The organism is Pseudomonas sp. LF-5 (assembly GCF_037626295.1).
GTDB classification, from domain to species: domain Bacteria; phylum Pseudomonadota; class Gammaproteobacteria; order Pseudomonadales; family Pseudomonadaceae; genus Aquipseudomonas; species Aquipseudomonas monsensis.
Genome location: NZ_JARKMT010000001.1, coordinates 437,180 through 453,358 on the forward strand (window position 1 = coordinate 437,180; position 16,179 = coordinate 453,358).

16 protein-coding genes, 1 tRNA gene and 2 pseudogenes are annotated in these 16,179 nt (G+C 58.5%); 9 read left to right on the plus strand and 10 right to left on the minus strand.

Translation table 11 applies throughout. From position 1 onward, the window contains the following. Positions 1-34 precede the first annotated feature (34 nt). Entirely contained in the window at positions 35-1,057 is a 1,023-nt protein-coding gene (locus tag PseuLF5_RS01970; RefSeq protein WP_222832779.1) for a GlxA family transcriptional regulator, read from the plus strand. Between the two features lie 109 nt (positions 1,058-1,166). On the opposite strand, the gene PseuLF5_RS01975 is transcribed toward PseuLF5_RS01970, so the two are convergent. Then, entirely contained in the window at positions 1,167-2,201 is a 1,035-nt protein-coding gene (locus PseuLF5_RS01975; RefSeq protein ID WP_340132801.1) for an alpha/beta fold hydrolase, read from the minus strand. Positions 2,202-2,520: 319 nt separating this feature from the next. On the opposite strand from PseuLF5_RS01975, the gene PseuLF5_RS01980 reads away from it, so the two are divergent. Continuing rightward, positions 2,521-2,595, plus strand: a tRNA-Gln gene (locus tag PseuLF5_RS01980). Between the two features lie 114 nt (positions 2,596-2,709). Here PseuLF5_RS01980 and PseuLF5_RS01985 read toward each other — a convergent pair. From PseuLF5_RS01985 to gstA, 3 genes are all read right to left on the minus strand, one after another. Beyond that, positions 2,710-4,698, minus strand: coding sequence for a peptidase U32 family protein (locus tag PseuLF5_RS01985; RefSeq protein ID WP_123464336.1), 1,989 nt, complete (start codon positions 4,696-4,698; stop codon positions 2,710-2,712). A 210-nt stretch (positions 4,699-4,908) separates the two neighbouring features. After that, positions 4,909-5,289, minus strand: a complete 381-nt coding sequence (locus PseuLF5_RS01990; RefSeq protein WP_123464338.1) for a RidA family protein — start codon at positions 5,287-5,289, stop codon at positions 4,909-4,911. Positions 5,290-5,359: 70 nt separating this feature from the next. Then, positions 5,360-5,971 (minus strand): glutathione transferase GstA, encoded by a 612-nt coding sequence (gene gstA / locus PseuLF5_RS01995; RefSeq protein WP_340132802.1) that lies wholly within the window; start codon positions 5,969-5,971, stop codon positions 5,360-5,362. A gap of 109 nt (positions 5,972-6,080) precedes the next feature. Between gstA and PseuLF5_RS02000 the strand changes: the two genes are divergently transcribed. Together PseuLF5_RS02000 and PseuLF5_RS02005 are read left to right on the plus strand one after the other, a co-directional pair. After that, the gene (locus PseuLF5_RS02000; RefSeq protein WP_340132803.1) at positions 6,081-6,989 is read left to right on the plus strand and encodes a transcriptional regulator GcvA; all 909 of its coding nucleotides are present in this window, start codon (positions 6,081-6,083) and stop codon (positions 6,987-6,989) included. 124 nt (positions 6,990-7,113) lie between these two features. Continuing rightward, on the plus strand, positions 7,114-7,527 hold the full coding sequence (locus PseuLF5_RS02005) for a cupin domain-containing protein (RefSeq protein WP_340132804.1): 414 nt from the start codon (positions 7,114-7,116) through the stop codon (positions 7,525-7,527). Between the two features lie 64 nt (positions 7,528-7,591). On the opposite strand, the gene PseuLF5_RS02010 is transcribed toward PseuLF5_RS02005, so the two are convergent. Beyond that, a complete protein-coding gene (locus PseuLF5_RS02010; RefSeq protein WP_123464346.1) occupies positions 7,592-7,801 on the minus strand; it encodes a hypothetical protein in 210 nt (69 codons plus the stop codon). A gap of 221 nt (positions 7,802-8,022) precedes the next feature. Further along, positions 8,023-8,175 (minus strand): hypothetical protein, encoded by a 153-nt coding sequence (locus tag PseuLF5_RS02015; protein WP_177490665.1) that lies wholly within the window; start codon positions 8,173-8,175, stop codon positions 8,023-8,025. 333 nt (positions 8,176-8,508) lie between these two features. Here PseuLF5_RS02015 and PseuLF5_RS02020 point away from each other — a divergent pair, with 333 nt between their 5' ends. From PseuLF5_RS02020 to PseuLF5_RS02030, 3 genes are all read left to right on the plus strand, one after another. Next, positions 8,509-8,748, plus strand: a complete 240-nt coding sequence (locus PseuLF5_RS02020) for a YceK/YidQ family lipoprotein (RefSeq protein WP_123464348.1) — start codon at positions 8,509-8,511, stop codon at positions 8,746-8,748. Further along, on the plus strand, positions 8,745-8,885 hold the full coding sequence (locus PseuLF5_RS02025; RefSeq protein WP_409202015.1) for a hypothetical protein: 141 nt from the start codon (positions 8,745-8,747) through the stop codon (positions 8,883-8,885). Before PseuLF5_RS02020 ends, PseuLF5_RS02025 begins: the two co-directional genes overlap by 4 nt. Positions 8,886-9,235: 350 nt before the next feature. Next, positions 9,236-11,362, plus strand: coding sequence for a TonB-dependent siderophore receptor (locus PseuLF5_RS02030; protein ID WP_340132805.1), 2,127 nt, complete (start codon positions 9,236-9,238; stop codon positions 11,360-11,362). A 67-nt stretch (positions 11,363-11,429) separates the two neighbouring features. Here PseuLF5_RS02030 and PseuLF5_RS02035 read toward each other — a convergent pair whose 3' ends face one another. Next, on the minus strand, positions 11,430-11,969 hold the full coding sequence (locus tag PseuLF5_RS02035) for a GAF domain-containing protein (RefSeq protein ID WP_123464351.1): 540 nt from the start codon (positions 11,967-11,969) through the stop codon (positions 11,430-11,432). Positions 11,970-12,149: 180 nt separating this feature from the next. Next, a pseudogene (locus tag PseuLF5_RS02040) lies at positions 12,150-12,272 on the minus strand (aromatic alcohol reductase); the annotation flags it as partial. A gap of 78 nt (positions 12,273-12,350) precedes the next feature. Between PseuLF5_RS02040 and PseuLF5_RS02045 the strand changes: the two are divergent. Together PseuLF5_RS02045 and PseuLF5_RS02050 are read left to right on the plus strand one after the other, a co-directional pair. Further along, positions 12,351-13,010 (plus strand): carbonic anhydrase, encoded by a 660-nt coding sequence (locus PseuLF5_RS02045; RefSeq protein ID WP_123464354.1) that lies wholly within the window; start codon positions 12,351-12,353, stop codon positions 13,008-13,010. Positions 13,011-13,264: 254 nt separating this feature from the next. Then, a complete protein-coding gene (locus PseuLF5_RS02050; protein WP_340132806.1) occupies positions 13,265-14,797 on the plus strand; it encodes a sensor domain-containing diguanylate cyclase in 1,533 nt (510 codons plus the stop codon). Positions 14,798-14,864: 67 nt separating this feature from the next. Here PseuLF5_RS02050 and PseuLF5_RS02055 read toward each other — a convergent pair. Continuing rightward, positions 14,865-14,978 (minus strand): annotated as a pseudogene (locus PseuLF5_RS02055) (DMT family transporter); the annotation flags it as partial. Positions 14,979-15,601: 623 nt separating this feature from the next. Then, a complete protein-coding gene (locus PseuLF5_RS02060; protein WP_340133283.1) occupies positions 15,602-16,027 on the minus strand; it encodes a hypothetical protein in 426 nt (141 codons plus the stop codon). Positions 16,028-16,179 lie beyond the last annotated feature (152 nt).

Sequence of the window (16,179 nt, forward strand, 5' to 3'; positions counted from 1 at the left end):
TCGGGCCAACTATCGGCGGATAACAACATCACCAATGGGCCCGACCTTGATCGAACGACGCCAATTCAGCGGAGGCATGAAGGGGAAAAACCTCCGCTACCTGAATGAGCAATCCGCTGACACCCGCATGACCCGCACCGGTTTCCTGCTGCTCGAACACTTTTCATTGCCGGCCTTCACCCAGGCGCTGGACACGATTGTCACCAGTAACCTGTTGCGCCCGGGACTGTTTTCGTCCCGTACGTTCGGGCTGGGCGAGGGTGAAGTTGTCAGCGATCTGGGGCTGGTGATTCGCCCGGACGCGAAGATGGATCTGGCGGCGTTGCAAGACCTGGATCTGCTGGTGATTTGTGGCGGTTATCGTACCGAACTGCGGGCGAGCGAGGCATTCATCGGTTTGCTGAAAGTGGCGGCGGAACGCGGCATCACCCTCGCCGGGTTGTGGAACGGTTCGTGGTTTCTCGGCCGGGCCGGATTGCTTGACGGTTATCGTTGTGCGATCCACCCGGAACATCGTCCGGCGCTGACCGAAATCGCCAAGTCCACCCACGTCAGCAGCGAACCCTACGTGATCGATCGCGACCGGCTCACCGCGTCGAGCCCGTCCGGAGCCTTCCACATGGCGCTGGACTGGATCAAAGGCCTGCACGGCAAGGCGTTGGTCGAGGGTGTCGAGGACATTCTGGCGTTCGAAGAGTCGCGCTATCGGCGGATCAAACCGGATGAAAACATCTGCGTCAGTGCGCCGTTGCGGGAAGTAGTCAAGCTGATGGACGCCAACCTCGAAGAGCCGCTGGAGCTGGAGCAACTGGCGGTGTACGCCGGCCGCTCCCGCCGCCAGTTGGAGCGCTTGTTCAAGGAACAACTGGGCACCACGCCGCAGCGTTATTACCTGGAACTGCGCATCACCGAAGCGCGGCGGTTGCTGCAGCACACTGAACTGTCGCAGGTGGAAGTGCTGGTGGCGTGCGGGTTTGTTTCACCGAGCCATTTCAGCAAGTGTTACAGCTCGTATTTCGGTTATCGGCCGTCGAAGGAAAAACGCCTCGTCAAATAACCGAAGCCGTTACTGACCTGAGTTCACCCCGATATCCCAAGGCGACGTGCTCTCCCAATCACCTGCGTCAGTTCCTTCTCCCACCGGGAGAGGGCTAGGGTGAGGGGCTTTACAGGTGATCCGCATCAATCACAGCCTTGGCAAACGCCTGCGGAGCTTCCTGCGGCAAGTTGTGGCCAATCCCGCCATTGATCAAGCGGAACTGATACTTGCCGGTGAAGCGCTTGGCGTAATCCTCTGGCGCCGGATGCGGCGCGCCGTTGGCGTCGCCTTCAAGGGTGATGGTCGGCACCTTGATGGACGGCGCGGTGGCGAGTTTCTGTTCCAGTGTGGCGTATTTCGCTTCGCCCTGCACCAGGCCCAGCCGCCAGCGGTAGTTGAATACGGTGATGTCGACGTGATCGGGGTTCTCCAGGGCCGTGGCGCTGCGGTCAAACGTGGCGTCGTCGAATTTCCACTGCGGCGAGGCCAGTTGCCAGATCAGTTTAGCGAAGTCGTGGGTGTTCTTTTCGTAGCCAGCGCGGCCACGGTCAGTGGCGAAGTAGAACTGATACCACCACTGCAATTCAGCCTTGGGCGGCAGCGGGTTTTGCCCGGCGGCCTGATTGCCGATCAGGTAGCCACTGACCGATACCAGCGCTTTCACGCGTTCCGGCCAAAGCGCCGCAACGATGTCCGCCGAACGTGCGCCCCAGTCATAACCACCGAGCACCGCTTGCTTGATCTGAAGCGCATCCATGAAGTCGATGACGTCACTGGCCAGCGCCGCCGGTTGGCCGTTGCGCAGGGTGTCTTTGGAGAGGAACTGCGTGTCGCCATAACCCCGCGCATACGGCATCAGCACCCGGTAGCCCTTGGCGGCCAGCAACGGCGCGACTTCATCGTAGCTGTGAATGTCGTAGGGCCAGCCGTGCAGCAGGATCACCACCGGGCCGTCGGCCGGGCCGGTTTCGGCGTAGGCCACGTCGAGCAGGCCGGCCTTCACGTGCTTGAGCGGGCCGAAGGGCGAGGGCGCTGAATAGCTGACGGCGGCTGGTTCGGTAGTGTGTGCTTGGGCGGTGCCAAAGGCGCCGAGCAACGACACAGCGAGCATCGACAAGCCAAGTGCCGTGGCGGTTTTGCGGGTGTGCGGTGCCATCTTCATGGTGACGTCTCCTTTGCGAGCCTTTGGCCAAGGGTTGCGATTCACCCCTTCAAACCTTGAGTGCATTTGAGCGCGGGGGCGTATCTGGCCTGTGTCGAAGAACGGCGTTGTTGAAAGGCGATGTGTCGCAGCGGGGGGCGTACACAGTGTGATACACGGCGCGAAACGGCCTGATCATTGGCCGGTATCCGGTCGAAAATAATAAGTCGCTGTTTTAAAACAAAAAATATTTCACATCAGGCTTCACAAACGAAATGAATGTTGGTAAATTGCGCCCCGTTCTCACAGCGAACCTCAACGAGGCGCTGGACAGAGCAGTAGGGGCGTCGCCAAGCGGTAAGGCAGCAGGTTTTGATCCTGCCATGCGTTGGTTCGAATCCAGCCGCCCCTGCCATATTCGAAAAAACGCCAACTTCGCAAGAAGTTGGCGTTTTTTTATGCCTGCGATTTGGTGTATTCGCAGAAGGGCGGGCGAGTACGGCGCCGCAGCACCGTACTCGCCAACCACTCAGTGCGGGGCGCGGGGGATGGTTTTCATCAGGTCTTCAGGGCTGATGTGGCCGACCACGCTGCCCGGTTGCGGCAGGTTGAGAATGTGGCCTTTCATCTTGCCGATGATGTGCATCTCGCACGGCTTGCAGTCGAATTTCAGCGTCAGCACTTCATCGCCGTGAATCAGCTGCATCGGTGCCACCTTGGTGCGCACGCCGGTCACGCCTTTGGCCTGTTTCGGGCACAGGTTGAAGGAGAAGCGCAGGCAGTGCTTGGTGATCATCACCGGCACTTCGCCTGGCTCCTCATGCGCCTCGTACGCCGCGTCGATCAGCTTCACGCCGTGACGGTGGTAGAAGTCGCGGGCCTTCTGGTTGTAGACGTTGGCGAGGAAAGTCAGGTGCGAATCCGGGTACACCGGCGGCGGAGTGGTTTCGGCCTTGCGGCGACCACGCGGGTGCGCAGCGACACGAGCGGCGGTCAGGGCTTCGATCACTTCACGGCGCAGGGATTTGAGCTGCGAGTTCGGGATGAAGAATGCCTGAGGCGCATCCAGTTTGATGTCGGTGGCGTGGTATTGCGTGGTGCCGAGCTGGCCGAGCAGATCGCGCAGTTGCTCCAGCGCCTGCTCCGGTTTGTTGGCGACGCCGAACGGGCCGTTCAGGGTAACGCTGGCGCTGATGCCTTCCTCACTGGTGGCGGTCACTTCCAGTTGCTCTTCACGCAGACGCGCCATCCAGCTCAGGGCCACGCGACGCTCGGAGGAGGTTTTCTGCAGCGCCTGTTGCCAGTTGTGGTCGAGGTTGCGGTTCAACGGATGGTTCGGGCGCAGTTTGTACAGGCCTTCAGGCATCTCGTTCGGCTCGACGCGGTAGCGGTAGCGCTTCTCGCCGTCTTCCTCGAACTCGCCCTTGGCTTCGGCGATGTTGGCACGGAAACCCACCACTTCACGCTTGACCAGTACGTTGAGGCCGTCACCGTTGGACAGCGGCTCGTGGGTCACGACCTGCATGTCGCGTTTGCCGACTTTCTCGACGGTGCCCACCGGCAGGCCGGTGAAGGTCGGCGAGTCGAAGGCGCCGATGTCGATCTTGCGATCGGTGACGAAATAATCGGTGCTGCCACGGTGGAAGGTTTTTTCCGGGTCGGGCAGGAAGAAGTGCGCGGTGCGGCCGCTGGAGGCGCGGGCCAGGTCCGGGCGGTCTTCGAGCACGTCGTCGAGGCGCTGGCGGTAGTAGGCTGTGATGTTCTTCACATAGCCCATGTCCTTGTAGCGACCTTCGATCTTGAACGAGCGCACACCCGCTTCGACCAGCGCGCGGATGTTGGCGCTCTGGTTGTTGTCCTTCATCGACAACAGGTGTTTTTCGTAAGCGATCACGCCACCCTTTTCGTCTTTGAGGGTATACGGCAGACGGCAGGCCTGGGAGCAGTCGCCACGGTTGGCACTGCGCCCGGTCTGCGCGTGGGAAATGTTGCACTGGCCGGAGAACGCTACGCACAACGCGCCGTGGATAAAGAACTCGATGGCGGCGTCGGTTTCGTCGGCGATGGCGCGGATTTCTTTCAGGTTCAGTTCGCGAGCCAGCACCAGTTGCGAGAAACCGGCCTGATCGAGGAACTTCGCCCGCTCCAGAGTGCGGATGTCGGTCTGGGTCGAGGCGTGCAGTTCGATCGGCGGGATGTCCAGCTCCATCACGCCCAGATCCTGAACGATCAGCGCGTCGACCCCGGCGTCGTACAACTGATGGATCAGCTTGCGTGCCGGCTCCAGTTCGTTGTCGTGCAGGATGGTGTTGATGGTGGTGAAGATGCGCGCGTGGTACTTGCGGGCGAATTCCACCAGTTCGGCGATTTCGCTGACTTCGTTGCAGGCGTTGTGGCGCGCGCCGAAACTCGGGCCGCCGATGTATACGGCGTCGGCGCCGTGCAGGATCGCCTCGCGGGCGATGGCCACATCGCGGGCAGGGCTGAGCAATTCCAGGTGATGCTTGGGCAAGGACATAGTTTTTTAGTCAGGCTGTCACGGTTAGCCGCGCATTCTACCCGCGAAACGTGCGCCCGGCACGTCTGTGGTGCCCGATGGCAGCAGACACGGTGCCCGCCCCAGCGGGAGCGAGCCTGCTTGCGAAGGCGCCGGCACATTCAACCTCAACGGAGACTGAACTGAAGCGTGTGCGAGCAGGCTCGCTGCCACAGGGTTGGCGGGTGTGAATCAGGCCTTGGCGGCCATTGCGGTCACTTCCACGCGCATGCCTTCAACGGCCAGCGAGGCAACGCCGACTGCGGCACGCACCGGCCACGGTTTGGCGAAGAAACGCTTGTACACCTCGTTGAACGCGGCGCGGTCGGCCATGTCGGTGAGGTAGATGGTCAGGTGCATGACCCGGTCCATCGAGCTGCCGGCACGCTCCAGGGCGACTTTCAGCGCTTGCAGCGTGCATTCGCTCTGCTCGGTGATGCCGCCCAGTTCCAGGCTGCCATCGGCACGGGTCGGAATCTGCGTGGAAACCATGATCCCGCCGAAGGTGGCGACGTCCGAGGAAATCGAGTCCGCATCCGGATCGGGCGTGAAGGTGATGTCTTGATTGGCCATGCTGATCTCTTGTTTGAGCGAATGAAGATCGCGCCAGTTTACAGCTTCAGCGTTGACATGGCCCGTTCGCTTACACCGGCTGCGTCGCCGCTTCCGCCGCCATGGCCGCCAGGACACTGGGACGAGCGGACACCCGGTGCGCGTAGGCGGCAAGCGCTGGCCAGTCCGCCAGTTCGATATTGAAGTTCGGCAGCCACGTGAGCACGGTGAACAGGTAGGCATCGGCGATACCGAACATGCCCATCAGGTAGTCCTGATCCATGAGTTTGCGGTTCAGGTAGTCCAGGCGCTTGAACAGTTTCTCCTTGAAAATCGCCTTGATCGTCGGCGGAATCCGCGCATCGAACAGCGGTGCACTGCCGCCATGGATTTCCGCGTTGATGAAACTCAGGTATTCCTGCAAACGCGTCCGCTCCCAGGTGCCCGGAGCGGGTGCCAGTTGGGTGGCGGGGACGCGATCAATAAGGAACTGCAAGATGGCCGGGCCTTCGGTCAACACCTCGCCGTTATCCAGCATCAGTGCAGCGACGTAGCCCTTGGGATTGATCTCGCGAAAGTCACGGCCGTCAGCCGTGCGCTTGCTCTGATTGTTGACGCGAATCAGCTCGAAGGGCAGGCCCAGCTCTCGCAACACGATATGCGGGGACAACGAACAGGTCATGGGCGCGAAATACAGTTTCATGGCACTTCCAGTGGATGGGGAGGTGTCAGGATCCGTTGCGCGAGCAGGCTTTCGCAAAGGTCATTTGCAGTGCTAGCGTATGACAAAATCTCATGGATATAGAATTGTCATGGTCGCCAGACTGCCTTCCCTCAATGGCTTGCGAGCCTTTGAGTGCGCCGCTCGGTATATGAGCTTTACCAAGGCCGCCGCAGAACTGCACGTTACGCAAACTGCCATCAGTCATCAGATTCGGCGACTTGAAGACGAGCTGGGCGTGACGTTGTTTTTGCGGCTCAAGGAGGGGCTGGCGCTCACTGAAGAGGGGCAGGCCTATTTGCCCGGCATCCGTGCGGCGTTTCATGAATTGCGCCAGGCGACGCAGGCATTGTTGGCGTCGCGTCAAAACACGGTGCTGACCATCAATACCCTGGTCTCCGTGGCCTCCAAATGGCTGCTGCCGCGCCTGCCGTCGTTCCAGCAGGCCAACCCCGATATAGATGTGCGAATCAGCGCCTCCACCGAACTGGTGGATTTTCGCCAGGGCGGCATTGATGCGGCCATTCGTTACGGGCGCGGCGACTGGAAAGGTTTGCGTGCGGACTTTCTTATGTCCGATGAGATTTTCCCGGTGTGCAGCCCGGCGTTGCTCAGCACCTCGAAAGGGCTGAACACGCCCGCAGATTTGCTTGATCACACCTTGCTGCAAGTCAGTGGCATGACCGCCGGAGACTGGAACCGCTGGCTGAGCGCAGCCGGTGAGTCAGCGACATTGGCTGAAGGGCCGCGGCTGACGTTCGACCTGGCGATGATGGCCGTGCAGGCCGCCGTTGACGGGCAGGGGGTGTGCATCGGGCGCTCGACCTATGTTGCCGATGATCTGCGGGCCGGGCGTCTGGTGGCGCCTTTTGCACTGCGCTTGAAGGATGAGTTGGGGTTCTATCTGGTGACGCCCCATGAAACTGCGGACTCGAAGAAAATCGTCGCCTTGAGGACATGGTTGATGGCGCAGCAGTACCCCGGCGAAATCTTTGTATAAGCCTGTATCAAACCCGATTCGGTATACACGGCGATAACAAACCCCAGGTTTGCGACACATCCGCCCTACAGGCCTGGCTCACAGTAGCGGTCAACCCCACCACTACGTTCGAGAGGGCAACATCATGCGCCGTCCACTGTTTCTGGCTACCGCTGCATTACTCGCGTCTTTGATCGGCACCGCACACGCCGCTGACACCCAACCCAAGGCCTGGCAACAAGGCCTGAGTCGCACCGATCTGGTTCGTCAGGACCTCGGTGCAGCCGACCGTGAAGTGATACAGGCGCGGGTCGATTTCGAACCCGGCGTGACCTCACCGCGCCATGCGCATCCGGGCGTGGAAGTGGCGTATGTGATCAGCGGCACTTTTGAATACCAACTGGAGGGCAGGGCGCCCGTGACGCTGAAGGCCGGGGATTCGCTGTACATTCCAGAAGGCGTCGCGCACATCGCGCGCAATGCCGGTCAGGACAAGGGGTCGGAACTGGCGACGTATATCGCAAAGAAGGGCGAGCCGTTGTTGATACTCAAGCCCTGAACGAGGGCCAAGACGCAATACCTGCAGGCGCTGCGGCACACTGCGCCTACAGGACGTGGATCGGTCAATGAAGCGTAGCCACCCGGCGACTCTCGCCAATGCGGATTCTGTCGAGTGCCCGATTCAATGCGTCCAGTGCGTCGAGCAGGGCTTGGGCTTCGGCTTCCCGCCCCTGGCCCCAGAGGCGTTCGGCCATTGTGTTCAGGGCTTGAATGGAACGTTCGATGTCTGCGGCGGTGGTGGCCTCTTTGCTGGCCGGCGGTGTCTTCGGCATTCAGGCCTCCTCGTGTGACGTTTGACGGGTCAGGCCGTTGAGCTCTTCATCCGTTTCCGCCGCCTATTGCAGCATATCCTCAGGTGCTTTGCTGCAGTCATTGGCGAGGTCGTCGAGTCGGCGTCGCCTCAACTCTTTGCGGGCAACCCCATGAAATAAACAGGGACGAATCTCTTTTCCAGCAAAGTCATCCGTCCCTGGTTGCTCAGTGAATGAAAAAATTAATCCCGCTCAACCAGTTCGGTCGCCGAGCGTTCCTTGCGCCGCCGAAGCCAGCTGAACAACGCGTGTACCGGGTGGAGGAAGGCTGCAAGCACGCCCAGCAGCATGATGATGAAAATGACAATCAACGGGACGCTTTCGTGCGAGAACATGGTGGGGTACTCCTGTAGTCACTATGTCGGAACCCGCAGGTTAGACGCCTGGAATGCGGCTTGCGATGAACGTATGTTCATTTTCGGCGGCTTGAAGTGTGTTATCGCAGGCAGTGGCAAAACGGCCAATCCGCGCAGATGTAACGATCGGTTCGGCGGTCTTTGGTAGCGGGCTTGGCGGTTTTTCGATTCAGGATTGGTTGTGGTCGGCCGATATCAGCCACTCACGGGGATACGAGGCCTGCACGCGAGGAGATCGGTCGATCCCCTGAGTCGCGGTGATTCAGGCGTGCGTTTACCCATCGCGGTGCAGTGCAGTAATAAGGATGTTACGTGTTTCGCAAGTTGATAATGCTGGTGCTGATCGCCACGTTGAGTGGCTGCATGGCAACCGCCATGCGCATGGATTACGACAAACACCGATGCCCCTACATCGGCCTGCGGTTTGACTGGTGGCTGGTGGGCACCTCCAAAGGCAAGCTGATTCCGTTTTTACTGATCGATGCGCCGTTTTCGCTGGTGGTCGATACGGTGTTTTTCCCCTTCGAATATCAGTACAGCTGCAACCTTTGATTGTCCCGGATCTGCCGGCCTCGGTTCACGACATCCTGCAAGTGACGGCCCAGGCCAACGCCGATTGGCTCAAGGGTAACGCCACCCGCCTGCAGAATATGGATGGCCGACCGGTTCGCGAAACCGCCTGCTGCTGAATCTTCCCTCGGGCGCCCAGGCTCAACAGTGTGAAGCACGCGATAGCAAGGCGTTTGATGAACATGTGCATGATGCGTCTCCTTGATTTTTCGACCCTTCGTATGAGGGTGTTGAATGTGCGGAGCAGGGGCTGGAATGGATGCAACGCAGAGTAAAAAAATTAGACGAATGTTCACTTCAGCTGAAAGCAGTCAGTCGGATGTCACCAAAGACCCTGCGACATTCATGACTCTCCAGAAAGGTGTGAATGGGAATAAGTGTTAATTGCGAATGGTTTTGTATAGCATGCGCGGGTGTTTTTGGCGGTTTCACTCCCTGCATTGGCCTATTCGTAAAGGTTTTCTTCTCCATGCGTCGAACCCTGCTTTCCATTTGTGTGCTGCAAGCCTTGTCGTCTGCCTCGTGGGCTGAACAAACGGGGGCGTCACCCTCAACGCTCGAGCTGGACGCAACCGATGTGATCGGTACGGCGAATTACGAAAGGGCGGACGGCCCGGTGCAGGGTTATCGGGCGACGCGCTCGGCCAGCGCCACGCGTACCGACACGTCGATTCACGAAACCCCGCAATCGATCAGTGTGGTTTCCAGGGATGCGGTCGAGGATCTGGGCGCCACCCGGTTGCAGGACGCGCTGGATTACGCCGGGGGCGTGGGGCGGGCGAACAATTTTGGTGGCCAGGGCCTGACCACGTTTACCGTGCGGGGCTTCACCAGCGGTGAGTTCTATCGAAACGGTTTCCCGATCAACCGCGGCTACCCGAACATGCCGGATGCCAACACGATTGAACGCCTCGAAGTGCTCCGCGGCCCGGCCACCATGCTCTACGGTCGGGGTGATCCTGGCGGCACCTTCAACGTGGTTTCCAAACAGCCGTTGCCCGAACGCACCGTCACCCTGGGCAGCCAACTCAACGATCAAGGCATGAAGCGCGGCACGCTGGACGCTTCCGGTCCGCTCGACGAAGAAGGGCGCCTGGCCTATCGACTCAACGTCGTGGGCGAGGGCGGCGACACCTTCCGCGATCACGTCGAAACCGAGCGCTACGGCATCACGCCGGTGCTCACCTGGCAGGCAACCGACGCAACCAGGCTGATTTTCGAAGGCGATTTCATGCGAAACAACGCGCCGCTGGATCGCGGCGTGACCCGCTATGCGAAGCAGATCGGTACGGCCTCTCGCGACAGTTTTTTCGGCGAAAAAGACGTCGGCAAACTGCATAACGACAACAATATGGCGCAACTGCGTTTCGAGCACATGCTCAACGATGACTGGACCCTGGGTGGCGGTTTCCAGTGGCTCGATGGTTCGCTCAAGGGCAACGCAATCGAGGCCAACGGTATCGCCGATGACGGCCGCACCCTGGGGCGCAACTTCAACTATCGCAAGCTGGAGTGGACCGACAAGGATACCCAGCTCAACCTGACCGGCCACTTCGATACCGCTGGCTTGCAGCACACGTTGCTCACCGGTATCGAGTATGAGGATTACGACTACAAGTCGATCATTCAACGCTCCAGCGGCGCTGTCGGTGCGTACCCGATCGACATCTTCGATCCAGTGTACGGCCAGCCGCGTCCGGCGCTTACCCGCACGCCGACTCACGACAAGGAAAACCTCAAGACGTATGCCGCGTTCGTGCAGGATCAGGTGGCATTGACCGACAAATTGAAAGTGCTGGCCGGCGCGCGTTTCGAGCGCTTTGAACATGACTACGAAACCTATGTGCCCGGCGGCAAGAGTTGGCAGGCGAGTGACAATGCGGTGACCCCGCGCATCGGCGTGACCTACGACTTGACCGAGACGTTGGCGGTCTATGCCGACACCGCGCGCTCCTTCAAACCGAACACCGGCGCGAGTCGCCAGGGCGGCGGGTTCGCGCCGGAGAAGGGCAAGTCCTACGAAATGGGGATCAAGTGGGAAGCACTGGATCAGCAGTTGAGTGTCGACGCGGCGGTCTATCAGATCGACAAACGTAACGTGTTGACCACCGACCCGGTGGACTCGACCTTCAGCGTTGCAGCCGGTGAGGTGCGCAGCCGTGGTTTCGACCTCAACGTCGCTGGCAACCTGACCCCCGAATGGCGGGTGATTGGCGGCTACGCCTATGTCGATGCGCAAGTGACCAAGGACAACGTGTTGCGCTCTGGCACGCGCCTGCTGAACATCCCGAAAAACAGCTTCAGCCTGCTGAATATGTATGAGTTCCAGGACGGCGCGCTCAAGGGCTTGGGCCTGGGCACCGGCCTCAAGTACGTCGACGAGCGCGCCGGCCAAACCGCTAACACCGCGTTTTCGATGGGCAGTTACACCGTTGTCGACCTGCTCGGCTTCTACAAGGTCAATGACAACGTGCGACTCAATCTTGACCTGAAAAACCTGTTTGATCGCGATTATGAAGAAGGCGCATTCGGCAACGTCTACGCTTATCCAGGCGCGCCGCGAACCGTGCAGGTCGGTATTTCCTACACCTTGTAGAAGGGGCGGGCACGAATCTCACATGCCAGAAAAGACACAGCCCTGAATCCTCAGGGCTGTGTCGTTGTTATTCCGTGGCAACTGAACCGTTCTTGCTGTAGCCGCTGCCGGCCTCGGTCAAGTTCGAGTAAAAGATGCAGCCGATCAGCCTCGCGAACAGGCCTAGCGTGTCCGCCAGGTCCGGGTCGTCGAATATCACTGCCCTGGAATCCAATGCACACAGCGCGCCCCAAAGTTGTCCATCGGGCAGGAAAACAGGCGCACCTGCGTAGCTTTCAATCAGGTATTGCTTTACCACAGGACGTGTCGAAAACCTGCCGTCTCGACTTATCTCCGGCACGAAAAGCACTTGGGGATCTCTTCGAAACTCACTGCAAAGGGTGGTCTCGAGTTCCAGTGTGTCGCCGGTGTTGATCCCAAGCTCGATCGGATCGTACGCGGAACAGACAATCCATTCCGTCTCCGTGAATTTTGCGATCGCTGCGAAGCGCGTTCCGGTCATCCGTGTGACGAGCTGCAGAATATTGGTGGTGGCTTCAATTTCAGCGATAGAGGCGCGTTCCTCCGCGCTTAGCAACGCTCTGTGAATAGTGTCACTGAGAGGCATGCATTTTTCTCCGGTAATGAATGATCGAACTGGCAGCTGCTAAACGCCTTTGAAACTGCCCGTTTGATTCCAGACAAAACGGATTCGTTCACTTGAATGGTTTCTGATTGCCAGCATCGTCGTTAACGAGAACTAAAGTCCTCGTTAAGGACGGGGCTTGGTCCATCCTGCTCTTCGCATTCAGATGTCTGCGAGGTTTTCTCGCGCCCACTGCTCGGCAGTGGTGACTTGAATGGATTGCTGCTCGTTGAACGTGCCTGCCTTGGGCCAGGCCATGCCTCTGCCTTGTGCGAGCAACGTCTGCAATAATGACGACCACAGCGGTGCGATGGCATATCAAGTGCTCGTGCCGGTATTCGGCATTTGGTTCTGGAGGACTCCATGCGTGACATTATTGACGGCTTTCTGCGCTTTCAGCGCGAGGTTTATCCGCAACGCGTCGAGCTTTTCAAGCAGCTCGCGACGGCACAAAATCCGAAGGTGTTGTTCGTCACCTGCTCGGACAGTCGTGTTGTGCCCGAACTCCTTACGCAGCGCGAACCGGGCGAATTGTTCGTCATTCGCAACGCCGGCAACATCGTGCCTTCGTATGGTCCCGAACCTGGCGGTGTCTCGGCCACCGTTGAATATGCGGTTGCAGTGCTCGGGGTACAAGACATCGTAATCTGTGGCCACTCCGACTGTGGAGCGATGGGCGCGATTTCTCGCTGCACGTGTCTGGATCATCTTCCGGCGGTCGCTAACTGGTTACGCCACTCGGACGCCGCGAAAGCGATTAACGCGGCGCATGAGTTCGACACACCCCGCGCGAAGCTTGATGGGCTCGTTCGCGAAAACGTGATCGCGCAACTGGCGAACCTGCGTACGCATCCATCGGTGGCTCTCGCGCTGGAGCAGGGGCGCATGAATCTGCACGGTTGGGTCTACGACATTGAGGCGGGGTGCATCGACGCGCTCGATGGCGCAACGCGACGCTTCGTGTCACTTGCTGATTCGCCAACCACCGTTGCGATCACTGCGCGTAACGGCGGACCGATGTAATAGCGTGCAAGAAGGGCTGAAATCGGACGATGACAGCCTGTCGAGCGAGATCCAGAACAGCGTGTTGCACGGCTTCGCCATGCGCCAGTCTGGTCTCGCCTGAGCGCTGCCACCCTGGCTGGCCCATACCTGCCGGTCATAAATCCCTTGCTCTAACGCCTGATTCATAAAGATAACGACAAGCGTGCCGATACTCCAAAAGTACTCCAGGTCACTGCACACTGTTTTTGGCGATGAGCAAGGAACACCCGATCATGTCTACTCGTCAGAACGCACTCAAAGCATCCGACGTGGCCCTTTGCGCTTTGGTGTGCCTGGCTGGGGTGGCCGTCACGTTCCTGGTACTCGTTCTGTTCGTAGGGGCAGAGCAGCGTACCGTCAGCGTGGCTTTTCAACTGGAGGTCGACGAAAGATTCAGTCGCCTGCAAAGACGCTTTAATACTCAGGTCTTGAAACTGGACGTTGTGAGGCGTTTCTTTATCAACGCCGACGATGTCACTGAAAAGGAGTTTATGGGCTTCGTTACGCCTCTGGTGGAACAGGATGAAGCCTGTAGCTGGGTACCCAGGGTTCTCGAGAAAGATCTCCCGGCATTTCGCGCCAAGGCACTTCTCAACGGCACCAGTGATTTTTCATATCACGAAATCAACCCCGTGACCGGCGAACGAGTCCCCCTCACCAGCCGGCCGGAACACTGGATATTGCTCTACCTATTGAAGCGCGATGACGTAAAGATCATCCCCGGCATGGATGTTCTCTCGCGCCCGGGTCGCCAGGCCTTGATGAACAAGGCACGCGAAACACGTCAAATAGTGGTGTCGGAACCGTTGAAAATGACCAACGGCCAGTCGGGGATTTTCTTTGTCGCACCTGTCTTCCGGGAGTCCCCTGAGGCGCCATCGAACGATGATGATTTGCAGGGGTTCGTTGTCTCCACCGTACGCCTGGCTTCTTTGATGGAACAAGGCATTCCATTACCAAGTCTGCAACGACTGAACGTGACGCTTTCATTGATCGACACGCAGCATCAAGGGGAAACCATTTATCAGAGCTCGGCTCCTGCTGCTCCTTCAGCGCTGTACGAGCAACGGCTGCTGAAAGTAGCCGACCAGAATTACTTGATCCAGTTCAGGCCGAGCTCAACCTTTCTGGTCGCCAATAGTTACGCACTGTCCATCAGCCTGATTATCGTGTTCGGAGCAGGGTTGACGCTGCTGCTGACCTTGATGGTGTACTTGCTGATTACGCAGCGCGCCCGCGCCCTCTCGCTGGTAGATGAACGCACGCAAGACTTGCGTCTGTTGAACATTACCGATCACCTGACCGGAGTCTATAACCGCCGATACTTCGAAGAGTTGATGGAGCGCCTGCTCATCGAGGCTAGCGCGCAATACCGCCCTCTGTCGCTGATCATGTTTGACGTCGATCACTTCAAACACATCAACGATCGCTGGGGCCATCAGTGTGGGGATGACGTTCTGAAGACGTTGTGCACACGAATACGTTCGGCAACACGCAAAACCGATCTGCTGTGCAGAACCGGCGGAGAAGAGTTCGCATTGATCTGCCCGGATACCGAACTGAACGATACAAGGCTGCTGGCAGAAAAGCTTCGAGCGCTGATCAGCACCCAACCCTTTGATGAAATTGGACAGGCAACGTGTAGCTTCGGCGTTGCGACGTGGATTCCATCAGAATCGTTTGACACCTTCATTCGGCGTGCCGATACCGCGATGTATCGTGCAAAATCAAATGGTAGAGACCAAGTCCAGGTTGCCGATACGTAGCACTAGTCGGTCGTTCAAAACCTTTGAACACCACTGATTGCTGAAGTCATCAGGATCCGAAAACAACTCACCCGGTAGAAGGGGCGGACGCGTTGCTGCCCAAGCGGATCAGTTCATTGGCGAAGCACAGGCCGACGATGATCTGTGCTGCTCCCGCGTACGGGCTTTCGCCCGGCAGCTCGAAGCTTTTCTGCCAGCAGCCTTGTATCGTTCAGTTCGGTATTCGGACAGATCAATATCAGGCCTTGCTGCCGTAAATCTTCGATTCATTCGGGTTACAAGCTCAGGAAAGCCCTGAAAGCTGTGCCGAAGGGTCAACGTGAGCCCTGGCATGGCAAATGTGCAGAAAGCGAGTGCTTGAGCCGATCCTATGACGCGGAAATGGATCCCGCGGGCAGTACGAGTGAAGCCGTCAATATTGGTGACTGGGGCAGTTGGCGGAGTGCACCGGTGGACAGTGGAGGCCAACCCCAAGGTTGATCGCCAAGCGCGGCTATACCTTGTCCGGTCAACCAGAAGGAGCGTTGATCGGGCGTATCGGCAACAGCGGCGTGCCGCTCCTGATTGGCAACCAGGCGCAATTGCCGCATGGCCAGCCGGGGGGATTGCACCTGTGCATCAATGACAACCTGGACGAGTGTTTCAGGGCTGGCCTGAGCGATAATCTCGGCAGTGGAGCTGCGTTTCGGCACGGTGTATGCGCTGTCATACCAACCCAGATGAACCAGGGAGGCGCAGCAATGCACCGTCTACTGCGAACACTTGCAATCCGTTGCAGTCATCTCCCTCATTTCGCTCGCAATGTTATTGGTGACCTGTCTGGCGGAAGATCGCCTTTTGTTGGGCGGTAGTGGGAGTGGTCATCACCTGCTTAAAGTCATCCGCGCGGACAGGCAGTGGTAGCACCCGCAACGGCGGCAGGGAGCGTTTTTTTGCCCATTCAAGTATTTCCCGGCGCTGTTGAAAATTTACATCAGCGGTGAGAATGATCAGGTCCACTGCCCGATACCAAGCGATGGATCGCAGGCAGTCACTGTCTCTGGGTATCTCAAAATTGTCGTAGACTAGCGTATCAAACCGCTCTCCCGCCTCAAGCATCTTGACAATCTCTATCGAACTCTTTCGAAGTGTAATGTGAAAAATATTCAGGTCGTTCAACTGGCGGGAAAATTCGAGCAAGCCGCCGAAGCGCCTTCCGATCACAGCCACTCTGTTTGGATTGTTCTGCATCGTCAAACTCATCTGCAAATGCACGAAGTCTAAGCAAGCGCCAGGGCGTCATGCACAAGAAGCGTCTTGTTTGCTGGCCGGAATATTCTGGAATGCAGTCAGCGCGACAGGTGAGTAATGTGATGACCATTCCTGGGAGATATCATAGTGTC